Below are 15,079 nucleotides of genomic sequence, written 5' to 3' on the forward strand. Positions count from 1 at the left end.
GAATCGGGAGAGCTCCTGCTCTCCCCATTTTTATAAGGAGGTCCAACATGTCGAACATGGAAAACGTCACCTCGGATCATGCCGGGGAAAAGGCGAAAGCCAAAAAGAAATGGATCACCCCGAAAACCTTTCCGTACATTCTCGTTTTCCCGGCCGTGCTTCTGTTTGTCATCTTTACCGTTTATCCGGTCATTTCCTCGTTTTTATTGAGCTTTCAGGCGAGTGAAGGGGGCGAAATGAGCTTTATCGGCTTCCAGAACTACATACGGCTCTTTAACGACGGGCTGTTCTATCAGTCGCTCATTAATACGTTTACCATCCTGATCATTCAGGTGCCGATTATGATTACGCTCGCGATTCTGCTTGCGGTCATGCTTAATTCGGCGCTCGTACGCTTTAACGGCTTTTTCCGGGTGTCCTTTTTCCTCCCGTCCGTGACAGCGCTTGTTACAGCCTCAATCGTTTTTATCATTCTTCTCGACGGCAACTACGGGATCGTCAACTACGTGCTTTCCACGATCGGCCTGGAAAAGGTCTCCTGGCTGAACGACCCGTTCTGGGCGAAGGTGTCGATTATGCTCGTCGTTACATGGCGCTGGACGGGCTACAACATGGTGATCCTGCTTGCGGGCCTCCAGAACGTTTCCAAGGATCTGTACGAATCCGCAAGCATCGACGGTGCCGGGAAGGTGCGCCAGTTTTTCTACATTACCCTTCCGCAGCTGAAGCCGGTCATTCTGTTTACGGTGGTGCTTTCCACGATCGGTACGCTCCAGCTGTTTGACGAGCCGTACATTTTAACGAACGGCGGACCGAACAACAGCACCCTGACGGTTATTATGTACCTGTACGATCAGGGCTTCCGCTACTTTGACTTTGGCTACGCCTCGGCGATTGCCTATGTGCTGGTAATTATTATCGCTGTATTGTCCTGGATACAGCTGAGACTTGGGAGTGATCGGGATTGAGTACTTCAACGGCTAATGCGCCAAAAAGACACCTGCCGAAAAAAATTGTGCTGTACGCCCTGCTTACGGTGGGCGTCATTGTTTCCATTTTTCCGTTCTACTGGATGGTGATCGGGGCAACCAACCCGTCGGGAGAAATCTTCGGCATTCCGCCGTCGCTGCTTCCAGGCACGTACCTGATCGAAAACTTTATCAACCTGAATGAGTCCATCGGCATTTTGCGCGTCGTGTTCAACTCACTGTTTATCGCTATTACGTTTACCGCGCTCAGCCTGCTCATATGCAGCGCGGCGGGTTATGCATTCGCGAAGTTTAAATTTAAAGGCCGCGACGCTATCTTTTTCATCCTGCTGCTGTCGATGATGATTCCGTATCACGTAACTCTGATCCCGTTGTTCCGGATTTTCGTGGAGCTCAATTGGCTGAACACGTACCAGGCGGTGATTCTGCCGCAGCTTGCGTATCCGTTCGCGATTTTTCTCATGCGCCAGAACATGCAGGCGATCCCAACGACGCTTTTGGAGGCAGCGCGGGTGGACGGTGCCGGGGAGTTCCGGATCTTCTTTAAAATTGTGCTTCCGACCATGCGTCCGGCGCTTGCTGCAGTTGCGATCTTCCTGTTTATGTTCCAGTGGAACAACTTCATCTGGCCGCTCGTCGTACTGAACTCCGGGGAAATGTACACGCTGCCGGTGGCGCTGTCGAGTCTTGTCGGCCTGTCGGACATTGATTACGGGCAGATTATGCTCGGGGCTGCCATTTCCGTCGTGCCGATCATGGTGTTCTTCCTGATCCTGCAGAAGCAGTTTATTGCCGGGATTCTGGGCGGATCGGTCAAGGAATAGGTTTCCGGAAGGCATACGAAATACCACAGCTTTGAAAGGATGATATATATTGAAACGTGATTATCAATCCATTTTCCCGACGACGGGAACGCTTCTGCACGGGGCGGACTACAACCCGGAGCAGTGGCTCGATTATCCAGACAAGCTTGAAGACGATATCCGGCTGATGAAGGAGGCCAACTGCAACGTCATGTCGGTCGGTATCTTTTCCTGGTCGAGCCTGGAGCCGGAGGAAGGGACGTTTACGTTCGGCTGGCTCGACCGTATTCTCGATCAGTTCGAGGCGAACGGCATCTACGCCTTTCTCGCATCGCCGAGCGGCGCCCGGCCGGCATGGATGTCGGAAAAGTACCCGGAGGTGCTGCGGGTAAATGAGCACCGGCAGCGCAACCTGCACGGGCTGCGTCATAACCATTGCTATACGTCGCCGGTTTACCGGGAAAAGACCGAACAGATGAACGCCCGCCTCGCCGAACGCTACGCCCATCACCCGGCGGTGATCGGGCTACATATTTCAAATGAATATGGCGGCGAATGCCACTGCCCGCTCTGTCAGGCAGCGTTCCGCCAGTGGCTACAGAACAAATACGGCACGCTCCAGCAGCTGAACCATGACTGGTGGACGACGTTCTGGAGCCACACGTATTCGGCCTGGGAACAGATTGAATCCCCGGCGCCGCACGGTGAAACGATGGTGCACGGGCTGAACCTGGACTGGAAACGGTTTGTTACCGACCAGACGATTGACTTCTATGAGCACGAGCTCCGCCCGTTCCGCGAGGCCAACCCGAAGCTGCCGGCGACAGCCAATTTCATGGAAGCATTTGACGAGCTGGATTATGCCAAGTTCGCCAAGGTCGTCGATTTTATTTCCTGGGATTCGTACCCAACATGGCACTATAATGAAGACGACACGGACCTGGCGGCCTGGGTAGGCATGAATCATGATTGGTTCCGGGCCATGAAAAACGGCCAGCCGTTCTTCCTGATGGAAAGCACCCCGAGCACGACCAACTGGCAGCCGCTCAGCAAGCTGAAAAAGCCGGGGGTTCATATGCTCTCATCCCTGCAGGCGGTGGCACATGGCTCCGACTCGGTGCAGTACTTTCAGTGGAGGAAAAGCCGAGGATCAAGCGAAAAGTTTCACGGCGCGGTCGTGGATCACGCGGGACATGAAGAGACGAGGGTGTTCCGGGAAGTAGCTGAGCTTGGGCAGGCGCTCGAAGCAGCCGGTGAACTCGCGGGCACGACGGTGCAGCCGGAGGTGGGGGTCATTTTTGACACCGAAAACCGCTGGGCGGTCAAGGATGCCCAGGGACCGCGAAACAGCGGCATTCACTATGAAGCCACTGTGAAAGACCACTACAAGGCGTTCTGGAAGCAGGGCGTGCCGGTCGATGTAATTGACATGGACAAGGACCTGTCGCCGTACAAGGTGCTTGTCGCCCCGATGCTGTACATGGTCCGGGAAGGCGTCGGCGAGAAAATTAGCGAATTTGTGAAAAACGGAGGTACGCTCGTCACCACGTACTGGTCCGGCATTGTGGATGAACATGACCTGTGTTTTCTGGGCGGGTTTCCGGGGCCGCTCCGCGACGTGCTCGGCATCTGGTCCGAAGAAATCGACAGCCTCGGCGACAGTGAGGAAAATACCATGATCAAACAGACAGACGTACCGGAGCTCGGGGGCGAATATACGCTCACCGAGCTGTGCGATCTGATTCACACGGAAGGGGCGGAGGTGCTGGCTTCGTACCGGGATGATTTTTATGCCGGCCGTCCGGCGCTCACCCGCAATCGTTACGGCAGCGGGCAGGCGTATTATATAGCCGCCCGCGCCGAAGAATCGTTTTACGATGATTTTTATGCCTCCGTCCTGCGGGAAAGCGGAGTGGAGCGATTGGTAGACGCCCCGCTTCCGCGCGGTGTGACCGTGCAGAAACGTGAAAACAAGAATTACCAATACCGGTTTGTATCCAACTTCAGCGAACGAAAGCAGAGCCTGATGTCTAAGAAACTAAACGGAACGAATCTGGTGAGCGGAGAAACAATTCACGAAACCCTCACGCTCCCACCGCGCGGCATCACCATCATTAAACAGTCCAAGTAGGAGGCATTGCTATGCAAAAAGATTGGGAAGACTTAACGACGCTTCAGCGGAACCGCCGGGCAGCCCGGGCCTCATTTGTATCACAGAGCGACACGGGAGGCGAACGCGGCGTCACGTTGCTAAACGGTGACTGGAAATTCCATTACGCACCGTCGCCGGAGGAGGCGCCGGAAGGCTTTCATGAACCGGACTTTTCCGATGCGACCTGGGATACGCTCGCCGTGCCGTCGCACTGGCAGCTGAACGGCTACGGCCGTCCGCATTACACGAACGTCATTTATCCGTTTCCGGTGGACCCGCCAAACATTCCGTCCGAAAATCCAACCGGAAGCTACCGGCGGACCTTTGAGCTGGCGGACGTACCGGAGGATCACACGGTGCTGCTCGCCTTCGAAGGCGTGGACAGTGCGTTTCACGTCTGGATAAACGGCCGGGAGGCAGGCTACAGCCAGGGCAGCCGGGTGCCAAGTGAATTTGACATCACCAGCCTAGTCACCGCGGGCACCAATCATATTGCTGTGCGGGTGTATCAGTGGTCGGACGGCAGCTACATCGAAGACCAGGACATGTGGTGGATGAGCGGTATTTTCCGTGATGTATCCGTGCAGGTGAAACCGCCCGTCTATGTAAACGATCTTTTTGTACAGACCCTCCTTGATGACGACTACCGTGACGCGGTCTGCCGGGTGGATGTCCAGACGAACCGCGTGGACGGAGCGTATACAGTCGAAGCTTTCCTGTATGATGGCGCAGACGAAATCGGCTCAGGGAAGCTGGCGGCAGATAGTGAAAATACAAGCGTTGATATGCATGTCACGAACCCAAAAAAGTGGTCCGCGGAATCGCCGTACCTGTACCAGCTCGTGCTGGTTGCGCGAAACGACAGCGGCCAGGAGGTAGACCGGGTTATTCATGACGTTGGATTTCGTTCTGTTGAACTGAAGGGCGGCGTGTTTCTTGTGAACGGGGTGCCGATTACGCTGAAGGGCGTGAACCGCCACGACCACGACCCGGAAACCGGACGGGCGGTCAGCAGGGCCCGCATGGAGGAGGACGTGCGCCTCATGAAGCAGCATAACATCAATGCCGTACGCACGGCGCACTATCCGAACGCTCCGGCCTTTTACGATCTGTGCAACCGCTACGGGCTGTATGTAATCGACGAAGCGGATCTGGAATGCCACGGCTTTGACGTGGTGGATGACTGGAGCCAGCTCAGCCGGGACGAGGACTGGAAAGAGGCCTATCTGGACCGGATGGTGCGGATGGTCGAACGCGATAAAAATCACCCGTCGATCATTATGTGGTCGCTCGGTAACGAATCCGGCTTCGGCCCGAATCATCAGGCGATGGCCGACTGGGCGAAGGATCGCGATCCGGGACGGCTCGTACACTACGAAGGCGAAACACGGCATCTGGTGAACGAAGCGGAGGTGCAAAACCAGCCGGACCATGATCCCACCGCCTCCGACGTGTTTACAACCATGTACACAAGCGTGGAAGTGATGGACCAGCTCGGAGCGCGGACCGAATACGAAAAACCGCATATTCTGTGCGAATACGCGCACGCAATGGGCAACGGCCCGGGCGGTCTGAAGGAATACTGGGAGACGATCCGCCTCCACGACCGGCTCCAGGGCGGATTCGTATGGGAATGGATCGACCAGGGTATTTTAAGTACGACCGATAACGGCGAGAGATACTTTGCCTATGGCGGTGACTTCGGGGAATATCCGCACGACGGCAATTTTGTCATCGATGGACTGCTGATGCCGGACCGGACCCCGTCGCCGGCGCTTCGGGAATACAAAAAAATCATCCAGCCCGTATGGATCGAAGCAGAGAGCAGCGGGGAATACCGGACCGTGAACGAGTATGACTTTCTCGGCACGGATCACCTGGCGGTTCACTGGCAGGTGAAAATCGACGGTACAACTGTGCAGGCCGGAGAGCTTCGCGGTATCGAAGTGCCGGCACGTTCGTCCGAGCCGCTCAGCATTCCGTATGAAACGGTGGAAGCAGAAGCTAACGAAGAAGTGGTTCTTTCCGTGGAGTGCACGCTGAAGGAAGAGACCGAGTGGGCTGCGGCCGGCCATGAGATTGCCTGGAGCGAGCACGTGCTGCAGGAGGCGGTGCTTTTAGAAGATGTAGCCGGAGAAAGCGACAGTGGAGCTGCTCTTACGGTAACAGAAACCCCGGCCGAGTGGATTATTTCCGGGGAAATAACGCACCTGGCATTCTGCAAACAAACCGGCAGAATGAATGCATGGACGCACAACAATGAGCCGCTGATCGAGCACGGGCCAAGGCTGAATGTATGGCGGGCGCCGATTGATAACGACCGCTGGGGGCAGAAGGAATGGAAGCCGGTGCCGTCGGAAACAACGTGGAAAGCCCATGGGCTGCACTACCTGCTGACGCGCACAAAAGCCGTCAATGCTGCCGAACGCGGCGGTTCGGTGCATGTGACCGTTCAGGAAAGCGTCGCACCTTCGGGACTGGCGTGGGGTATGAACGTAGAGTGGACGTACGTAGTCGCTCCTTCGGGAACGGTGGATATTGATGTTTCTGTTGTACCATATGGAAAATACCCAGCAACCCTCCCGCGGATCGGTATGGAATGGACGGTGCCGAAAACGATGCAGCAGGTGGACTGGCTGGGGCTCGGACCGGGAGAGGCGTACCGCGACAGCCGGCAGGCCGTGCGGCGCGGCCAGTGGTCGCTTCCAGTGCCGGAGCTCATGACGCCGTACATTTTCCCGCAGGAAAACGGAAACCGCCACGATGTGCGCGAAGTGACATTGAAGGGTGGAACCGTAGCGTTAACGGCCGAAGCGCGCGGCGAGCGTTTTGACTTTACAATACAGGAGTATACCCGGGAAAATATTGAACAGGCCCGCCACCGTCATGAACTGGTGAAAGCGGATTATGTGACGGTGCAGGTGGACCATCAGCAGCACGGCCTCGGTTCAGCCAGCTGCGGACCGGATGTGCTGGAGCAGTACAGGCTGCACACGGAACCTTTCCATTTTCAGCTTCGTCTGCGCGGGGAATAATGACATAGAAAAGCCGCGCGGGTTTTATTTACAGCAACAGGGCACGTGGGACAAGAACCAGGGGCCGCGAAACGGGGGATAGTTATGCAAACCGGCAGTTTTCAATGGATGAAATCCATTAATAAATCAATTGTATTAAACAAAATCCGTAGCGAGGGCCCGATATCGCGTGCCCAGATTGCGAAAGAAACAAACCTGACGCCGCCGACAGTAAGCGCGAACGTGCGCGAGCTGATCGAGCAGGGGATCGTTAAAGAAAGCCGTCTCGGCGATTCGCAGGGCGGCCGGAAGCCGACGATGCTTGTAATCAACAGCGGTGATTTTTATATTATCGGTCTCGATGCCGGCCCGACCGAGGTGGAGTTTGGCCTTGCTGATCTGTCAGGCAGGGTGATTCATCACCTGAGGGAGAGCATTAACCTGACGGAGGAATCGGGATTTTTGGATGTTGTAAAAAAAGGGATTCATGATTTATTAAATGAAATTCCGCTTATGAGGGATAAAGTCGTTGGTATTGGAGTGGCTATGCACGGGGTCGTCGATGTGGCGACGGGTACCTCGCTGTTTGCGCCGAACCTGCACCTCCGGGATATCCCAATCAAAGACGAACTGGAGAAGGAATTTGGCTTTCTCGTGAAGGTGGAAAACGATGCCCGCGCCATGGCGCTTGGCGAAGCCTGGTTTGGCAGCGGTGAAAATGTCAAAAGCATGGTTGCGGTCAACGTCGGACGCGGTATCGGCTCCGGGATTATTATCAACGGCGAGCTGTATCACGGGGAATACGATATTGCCGGGGAGCTCGGCCATATGGCGATTGACGTACACGGCCGCCGCTGTGCGTGTGGAAGCAACGGATGTCTGCAGACGGTCGCTTCCGGGCCGGCGGTTGCCGAGCGGACTGTGGAAAGCTTAAAAAAGCATCCTGACAGCCGGATATGGGAGCTGATTGAAGGGGACCTGGATCGCGTGAGCGGGGAAATAGTCTTTGAAGCTGCGGAAGCGGGGGATCCGCTTGCCGTTGATATTCTCCGGCAGACTGGCGAATATCTCGGCATCGGACTCACCAATCTGATTCATATCATCAACCCGACCAAAATTATTCTCGGCGGCGGGGTCTCGGAGTCCGGGGAGTACGTACTCGAGCCGGTCAGGCGTATCATTCAGGAGCGCGGACTCACCCAGCAGGCCAAGCAGACAAAAGTCGTTCTCACCGAATTTAACAGCAGAGCAACGATGCTCGGCGCCGTGGCGCTGCTGCTCGTGGAACTGTTTCAGCCGCAGTGAATCTGGGTGTTTCTCATGAAAACATTCATCATTCATGACTAACCTTCCTTTCTTTTGGGAATAGAGAGGGGAAAGGAGTTGTCACTGATGAGAAACACATTCATTGCAGCCCAGGTCCGTTCGGATCACTGGGAAGACATCGGCTCTCTTTTTCGTGATAGTGCAATTGTTAACTTCGAACAGGCGAAGGAACGAGAAGAAGGATTACTCATTCCCTTTTTTTACGACGAATATATGATGTGGAAGCCGGAAACGTACGAGCTGCTGGAGGAACTGCAGGGGCGTCCGGTACACATAGAGGAGCTTGCCTCCTGCCGTCTGACCGGTTTTCGGCACGAATTGGTGCTTTCGATCACCGATTGGGAGATTACCCCGGAAGGCATTATGGCCAGGCAGTACCAGAATCACGAAAAAACGACACCAAATGTGCAGCTGATATAAAGGAAGAAAGGGTTGTCCCATTTTTAGGGATAGCCCTTTTCTATTGATGAACAAAGGCTGCGCTAAAATATTTAATCTTATTTTAGCGGACTGAAACATGAAGGATTGCTTTACGTACATAAGCGTAGCGCCAATAAAAGGATATGCTTGATCGTTGGCCGGCTTTATTGCAGTCGAAGATACAGCATTTGGATCTACAAAACTAGGAGGGGTACGATGAATAAAAAAATGGGAGCATTAACATTAACGACAGCAATGCTGACGGGACTGGCAGCCTGTGGGGGCGGCGGAGAAAACTCCGGCAGCGAAGAAAATGACATGGAAGAGCAGAACGGGGATGAAAACCCTGACAGCGGAGAAGAAGGAAGTGAGAACAGCTCCGGGGACTGGTACGAGGAGCTGAATTTTCAAAGTATTGATGTGGACGTCGAATACTCAGATGGAGAGTACCAGGCCGAATATGAATATAATGATGGAGAGCCGGAAGCAGACATCGATGATTCCCGCGGAGGAGAAGAGACCGAAATGGAAGGCCAGGAAGCCCTGGACGAGCTGTCTTCTATTCTTCCCGACATGAATATTGATGAAAACTCCAGTGAGGAAGAAGTGCAGCAGGCTGCCGTAGAAGCTTTTTCTCTGGAGGATAATTATGATGAATTGGAAGTGGACGTGGAATTCCCAAGCGATGAAGAAACAGAGGTCGAAGAGGAAGCATAAAAAGTTTTGAAAGGGCTGCCCTCAAAAAACAGGGCAGCCCTTTCAGTCTCTATAATATTTGTTGGGATAGAAACACAAAAAACACGCAGTCTCCGGGATCCGTTATACTTATATCCACAATATAAATGGGCGCCGCTCGCAAGAAAACGTATAGAAGTCATCCTTAAATTAGACATAGAACTCTTTTTTTATTTCTTTAACTTGTTGCTCCCATTCCACCATCAACTCGGTATTCTGCTCCCGTAATAAATTCACTATCTTCTGAAGCTAAGAATAGAACCAATTTTGCAATATTTTTTGAGCTTGCATAGCGTCCTAAAGGAATGCTTCTGGTGATTTCTTCTTTTACTTGTACCTCTTCGTTTTCCTGGCTTTTGCTTTGACCCGCATGGACAACTTCCATCATATTTCCTGAAACTGGGGCAGGATGGATGGAGTTAACTCGAATATTATCCTTCGAAACTTCTAAAGAGACGGTTTTCGTTAAGCCAACGACGGCATGTTTAGAAGCTGAATATGGTGTCATATTAGGACTTCCTCTTAAGCCATCTACGGAGGAGGTGTTAATAATGCTGCCGCTTTGCTGTTTTTTCATAACTGGCACCACGTGCTTCATGCCAAGAAAAATGCCCGTCGTATTAATAGACAAGACTTTATTAAAATTATCTAGTGATTGTTGGTCAATAGATCCTACCTCTCCAATAATGCCTGCATTATTGAAAAAGATATCTATAGAACCAAATGTATTTACAGTCTGATCGACATAATTTTTCACGTCTTCTTCTTTGGTAACGTTAGCCTCAACGATAAAAACATTTTCATCCGATAACTCTTCTTTTACTTCTTCCAATTTCGCTTTATCCATATCGACTAAGGATACTTTAGCCCCTTCTCTCAGAAACACTTCTGCAGCTGTTTTTCCCAGATTTCCAGCGCCGCCAGTGATGAGTGCTACTTTGCCTTCTAATTTTCCCATTATTCTAGCTCCTCCTTGTGGTGAAAAATGATTACTACCATTTATTTTCCATAGTTTAATTAAAATAAAACATTGATTAGGCTTATTGTTTTGGTAATTTCTTCTATTTTTTAATGTTCTCTACAAATACCTATTCTATGTGTTGCGGTTTCTTTTTTCACGCAGGCAGATAATCGTTTCCAGCGGGAGGTTCGTGTTAGAATGAGATAGAAGATTTTAGGATAGAAAGGAACGAAAGACAGAGGTGTCTTTCGAAGGTCACTGTGCTATGAATTCACGTGTTTACTTACTGGCGGTGTCGGCGTTTATCGTCGGCATGGTCGAGCTGATTATCAGCGGGATTCTTCCGCTCATTTCGGAGGATTTATCGGTGTCGATTGCCATTGCCGGACAGCTGATTACGATTTTTGCCCTCGTATTTGCGGTGGCGGGCCCGCTTCTGCTGTCATTTACATCCAATGTAGAGAGGAAAACGGTGTACATGTGGGCGCTTGCCGTGTTTGCCATCGCAAATATCGGCGCAAGCCTGGCACCAACGTTTACCGTACTGATGGCCGCCCGGTTCGTAACGGCGGCCAGTGCCGCGCTTATTATCGTGCTCGCTCTCACGATGGCACCGAAGCTCGTGGAAGCGAAGTACCGCTCCAGAAGCATCGGTCTTGTTACGATGGGCGTCAGCTCAGCGCTTGTTCTCGGCGTGCCGCTCGGCGTCCTTATCGGGGAGGCGTTTGGCTGGCGGATTATTTTCGTCATGATTGCGGCGCTGACAGTGCTGATCGGGGCGGTCATGATCCGCTTCCTGCCGCGCATGCAGCCGGAGCAGGTGGTTACGGTCGGCCAGCAGATCCGCTCGCTCAAGGACATCAAGATCGTCGGCATCCACAGCGTGACGCTGTTGGTGCTTGCGGGCCACTACACGCTGTATGGCTACTTTAACCCGTTCATGCAGGAGACGATGGGACTGAACTCGTTCTGGATCAGCGCCATGTTCTTTATTTTCGGGGCCGCAGCGGTCTCCGGCGGAGGGGTCGGCGGCTGGCTCACCGACCAGTTCGGCTCCAAACGAATGTCGCTTACGTTCATCGCCTCGTTTGCGGTTATCCTATTCATTCTGCCGTTTGCGACCAATTCGATGGCGCTCTTTATCACGGCCGTCATCATCTGGGGTATTCTCAGCTGGTCTATTGCTCCGGCGCAGCAGAGCTATCTGATTGCGGTCGCGCCGGAAACGTCTGACATCCAGCAGAGCGTCAACACCTCAGCGCTCCAGGTCGGCATTGCGATCGGCTCGATTCTCGGCGGCATCGTCGTGGAGCAGTCCGTGGTTGCCGCCACCTCCTGGGCCGGAAGCGCGCTTGTGGTGGTTGCCATGGCGATTGCGCTCATGGCATACCGGGCGCCGCGGGTGCGGGAAAGTGAAGCAAAGCCGCATTAACTGAAGTCATATAAGACAGAACGGGATCCTTAATTGTTTAAGGATCCTTCTATTTGCTCGCGGTATTCCAAAAGCTCGACGTCGCTTCCAATGTATCGCTGAAACACCGAGAGGGACTGTTGAATCAGTTGGGGATTAATGTCGCGCAGAATGAATACAAGATAGGAGTCAACGGCGTCTTCCGGCCATTCCTGCAGATGCTCGGGGGGATGGATAAGATGCTGCACGCCGTTTAAGCTTACGGGAAAGTCTTCCCCGGTGTTCAGCAGGCCCTTCACCCGAAGAACGTTTTCGCCGTGGGCGTGAAGAAGCATGCTGAGCCATAAAGTAAAGGCCGTCCAATCAATCCGTTGATCAAACGTAAATGAAATAGACTGGACGCTGGAAGCGGCGGGTTCAGCGGGAGCAGAGAAGAAAGAATGCGGGTGGGCGCGTTCTAGAGGCTGAAGCAGTGCTTCTGTATCTGTTTTCCCGTTGTGGGCTTCTACAACATGAGCCACTGGCTGAATACTTTGAACGAGCGTTTGAATGCGCATTTTTTCTTCCTCGTTAACCAGGTCCGCTTTTGTCAGGACAACACGGTCAGAAGCGCTCAATTGTTTCACGAATTCAGGACTTCTTTTCACTTGAATGGAAGCGTTTTGAATATCGACCGTTGTAATAATGAGATTGATGGAGAAATGGTTCGAGAGCATAGGATGGTGCAAAATGGTATAAACAATCGGAGACGGGTCTGCCAGCCCGGTCGTTTCAATGATAATATGGTCAAAAATATTCGTTTGCTGTTCATGGGCGAATAATAACTGCTTTAATTCCTCTTCCAGATCCTCCCGGGCGTTACAGCATACACATCCGGAGTTGACGAGGGAAATTTTTTCTTCGGAGGAACTCAGAAGGTGATGGTCCACACCGGCTTTGCCAAACTCATTTACGACTACCGCGAAACGTTCGTGTTCCGCGTTTTGAAGCAGATAATTCAGAACGGTCGTTTTTCCGCTGCCGAGACAGCCGGTAATGATCGTGATCGGGATTTTTGCGTTCATGTCCACACCTCCCAATTATTTTTGCTGCAGGGCCTCTAGCAGCTCAGGGTCGAGAGGATCCACGGGGGCGCCGATAAATGATTCCGCCTCCTGCCAAACCTGGCCGAGGTCGTGAATGATCCGGGTTTTTCCGGTGCTGGTTGAGATAATAAATTTACTATTATTCCATTCCTTCAATTTGATGCCGTAGCCAGCTAAAATATCGCTGCATATTTTGGCACGCAGATTTCTGGCGCGCTTTCTTTCCCGCTGGTACTGGCCGGCAACGACCGTATCCATCTTTTGCCTCTCTGTGTCCGTCCAGTGGACCTGTTCTATAAATTCCCCGCAGAGTATACACATATAAATACTCCTTTCCAAAAGGTAGACTGCCAGGAGAGCGGGCTGTCACCCTCCCGGCAGTTAAAGCAGCTGCAAATTATTTTTTCGGAAAACGCTGTATAAAATCATCAGCAATTTCATCGAAGGTGGCCCATTTTACACCTTCATGGGAGCTGAAATGTTCAATTAAACGTTCGTGCATTTTAAGCACCTGGGGGCGGCCGCTTACATCTGGATGGATCGTCATTGTAAACACAGCGTAATCGAGATTTTCATAAACCCAGTCGAACTGATCCCGCCACAGCTCTTCTATATCCCGCGGGTTTACAAAGCCGTGGCTGTTTGGCGATCCTTTAATAAACATCATTGGCGGCAGATCATCTAAGTACCAATTGGCCGGCAGTTCGACCAGGCTGGTTTCTTCGCCGCGCTTCAACGGCTTCATCCATTCTTCAGCGGTTTTGCTGTAATCAATTTTTGTCCACTCATCGCCGACACGTACATAATACGGGGTGAAATCATTATGCATCAGGCTGTGGTCATACTTGATGCCGTGCTTATGAAGAAGTTCATTAGTTACTGTGGAGAATTCCCACCACGGCGCAACATAGCCCGTAGGCTTTTTCCCGGAATATGATTCAATAAGCTCGAGCGAGCGAAGGAGCACATCTTCTTCCTGCTTCGGGGTCATGGCAATCGGGTTTTCATGGGAATAGCCGTGGGCACCGATTTCGTGTCCGGCATCGATAATCATCTTTGTCTGTTCAGGAAATGTTTCAATCGAGTGGCCGGGAACAAACCAGGTCGTTTTCAGATTATATTTTTCAAATAAATTTAAAAGACGCGGAGTGCCAACTTCTCCGGCAAATAATCCGCGGGAAATATCATCCGGGGAATCTTCTCCTCCGTAAGAACCGAGCCAGCCGGCCACAGCATCCACATCTACTCCATACGCGATATATATTTCCTTTGCCATAAAAACCCCTCCTTGAAAATAATGGTTCCAATAAAATGATGCCGTCTTTGTTTAAAAATTGCAAATAATAAGAAAAAATAAAGCTATGGTAATTGTTCTGCCGTTTTCGAAGCTCTTAGTTAAAAAACAATTGAAATTCAGGTCAAAAACAGCTATGATAAAGGTGTTCAGAAAGCTGTAACATTTAAACATCGCGGCAGCGCTCCTGCAGGCGATTTTAAATGAGTATAATTATGGAAACGATTACATTGGTATTTCGGCAGAGGTCCTGCCTGAAGCTAAGCGTCGTTCTGTTTCTGCCTGGGGATTTTTCTCCCGGCGGCACAGACGGCGCTTTTTTTAATTATTACATATGGAGGAGTGGGTAAGAAGAGACACTTTCGAGTTGATTTTTGCGGCTGCGGCGCATAAAATTTAGAGAGCTTAACATAGTAAAGGTGAAAAAAATGAACAAATACGAAGCTGAGTTCAGCAACCTGGTCAAAGCGTTCCGTAAACGACATATGGGCAAAGGGCCGGGCAAAATCAACACGACCTTCTGCAAAAACTGGGCCATCTGCGAGATGGAGGGCAACCTGTCGCCGGTGGAGAAGTTTATTGCCGCCGCCGACAACGGCGAACAAATGCTTCGGGCGGCCCGGACAGAAATGGTGAAGGACATGTATAAAAAGAACCACCCCGTGGAGATGGAGGAATTCCTCGGCAGCACGTTTGTCGATTTGTATGTGGATATTGATATCGAAAAGGATTTCGGCATGTCGGTCTTTGTATTCAGCGACAACATTCAGGAGAAATTCTCTTAAATACACAGGTTAGGCACTTCGCAGCGACCCTGCAAAAGACTCAACCGCTTTGCGCTCCGGGCGATTCAGGCTCCGGGGCGTGAGGTGGTTTTTTTATTATTACA

Annotated in this window: 13 protein-coding genes; 9 read left to right on the top strand and 4 right to left on the bottom strand. The window is 51.9% G+C overall.

Annotation, left to right across the window (positions count from 1 at the left end):
• The first annotated feature begins 56 nt into the window (after positions 1 to 56).
• The 7 genes from ACTTK7_RS04000 to ACTTK7_RS04030 all read left to right on the top strand — a co-directional run bounded on the left by ACTTK7_RS04000 (position 57) and on the right by ACTTK7_RS04030 (position 9,421).
• Positions 57 to 968: a carbohydrate ABC transporter permease gene (locus tag ACTTK7_RS04000; RefSeq protein WP_462866206.1), complete on the top strand. Its 912-nt coding sequence runs from the start codon at positions 57 to 59 to the stop codon at positions 966 to 968.
• Positions 965 to 1,813 carry a carbohydrate ABC transporter permease gene (locus tag ACTTK7_RS04005; protein WP_462865995.1) on the top strand — a complete coding sequence of 283 codons (849 nt, stop codon included), beginning with the start codon at positions 965 to 967 and terminating at the stop codon, positions 1,811 to 1,813. Before ACTTK7_RS04000 ends, ACTTK7_RS04005 begins: the two co-directional genes overlap by 4 nt.
• Before the next feature lie 49 nt (positions 1,814 to 1,862).
• A complete protein-coding gene (locus ACTTK7_RS04010) occupies positions 1,863 to 3,923 on the top strand; it encodes a beta-galactosidase (RefSeq protein ID WP_462865997.1) in 2,061 nt (686 codons plus the stop codon).
• 11 nt (positions 3,924 to 3,934) lie between these two features.
• Complete coding sequence (locus ACTTK7_RS04015) at positions 3,935 to 6,979, top strand: glycoside hydrolase family 2 TIM barrel-domain containing protein (RefSeq protein ID WP_462865999.1); 3,045 nt, start codon at positions 3,935 to 3,937, stop codon at positions 6,977 to 6,979.
• A gap of 84 nt (positions 6,980 to 7,063) precedes the next feature.
• Positions 7,064 to 8,263, top strand: a complete 1,200-nt coding sequence (locus ACTTK7_RS04020) for an ROK family transcriptional regulator (protein WP_462866001.1) — start codon at positions 7,064 to 7,066, stop codon at positions 8,261 to 8,263.
• An 87-nt stretch (positions 8,264 to 8,350) separates the two neighbouring features.
• The gene (locus tag ACTTK7_RS04025) at positions 8,351 to 8,704 is read left to right on the top strand and encodes a hypothetical protein (RefSeq protein ID WP_462866003.1); all 354 of its coding nucleotides are present in this window, start codon (positions 8,351 to 8,353) and stop codon (positions 8,702 to 8,704) included.
• 216 nt (positions 8,705 to 8,920) lie between these two features.
• Positions 8,921 to 9,421 carry a YusW family protein gene (locus tag ACTTK7_RS04030; RefSeq protein ID WP_462866005.1) on the top strand — a complete coding sequence of 167 codons (501 nt, stop codon included), beginning with the start codon at positions 8,921 to 8,923 and terminating at the stop codon, positions 9,419 to 9,421.
• Positions 9,422 to 9,617: 196 nt separating this feature from the next.
• Here the strand turns inward: ACTTK7_RS04030 and ACTTK7_RS04035 are convergent, their stop codons facing one another.
• Positions 9,618 to 10,397, bottom strand: a complete 780-nt coding sequence (locus ACTTK7_RS04035; protein WP_462866007.1) for an SDR family NAD(P)-dependent oxidoreductase — start codon at positions 10,395 to 10,397, stop codon at positions 9,618 to 9,620.
• A 268-nt stretch (positions 10,398 to 10,665) separates the two neighbouring features.
• Here ACTTK7_RS04035 and ACTTK7_RS04040 point away from each other — a divergent pair, with 268 nt between their 5' ends.
• Positions 10,666 to 11,832 (top strand): MFS transporter, encoded by a 1,167-nt coding sequence (locus tag ACTTK7_RS04040; protein WP_462866009.1) that lies wholly within the window; start codon positions 10,666 to 10,668, stop codon positions 11,830 to 11,832.
• A gap of 29 nt (positions 11,833 to 11,861) precedes the next feature.
• Here the strand turns inward: ACTTK7_RS04040 and ACTTK7_RS04045 are convergent, their stop codons facing one another.
• The 3 genes from ACTTK7_RS04045 to ACTTK7_RS04055 all read right to left on the bottom strand — a co-directional run bounded on the left by ACTTK7_RS04045 (position 11,862) and on the right by ACTTK7_RS04055 (position 14,172).
• Entirely contained in the window at positions 11,862 to 12,875 is a 1,014-nt protein-coding gene (locus ACTTK7_RS04045) for a CobW family GTP-binding protein (protein WP_462866011.1), read from the bottom strand.
• 15 nt (positions 12,876 to 12,890) lie between these two features.
• Positions 12,891 to 13,217 carry a hypothetical protein gene (locus ACTTK7_RS04050; RefSeq protein ID WP_462866013.1) on the bottom strand — a complete coding sequence of 109 codons (327 nt, stop codon included), beginning with the start codon at positions 13,215 to 13,217 and terminating at the stop codon, positions 12,891 to 12,893.
• Between the two features lie 76 nt (positions 13,218 to 13,293).
• A complete protein-coding gene (locus ACTTK7_RS04055) occupies positions 13,294 to 14,172 on the bottom strand; it encodes a polysaccharide deacetylase family protein (RefSeq protein WP_462866015.1) in 879 nt (292 codons plus the stop codon).
• Positions 14,173 to 14,618: 446 nt separating this feature from the next.
• Here ACTTK7_RS04055 and ACTTK7_RS04060 point away from each other — a divergent pair, with 446 nt between their 5' ends.
• On the top strand, positions 14,619 to 14,975 hold the full coding sequence (locus ACTTK7_RS04060) for a Na-translocating system protein MpsC family protein (protein ID WP_091612859.1): 357 nt from the start codon (positions 14,619 to 14,621) through the stop codon (positions 14,973 to 14,975).
• Positions 14,976 to 15,079: the final 104 nt, after the last annotated feature.

This window comes from Marinococcus tarijensis (assembly GCF_054971385.1).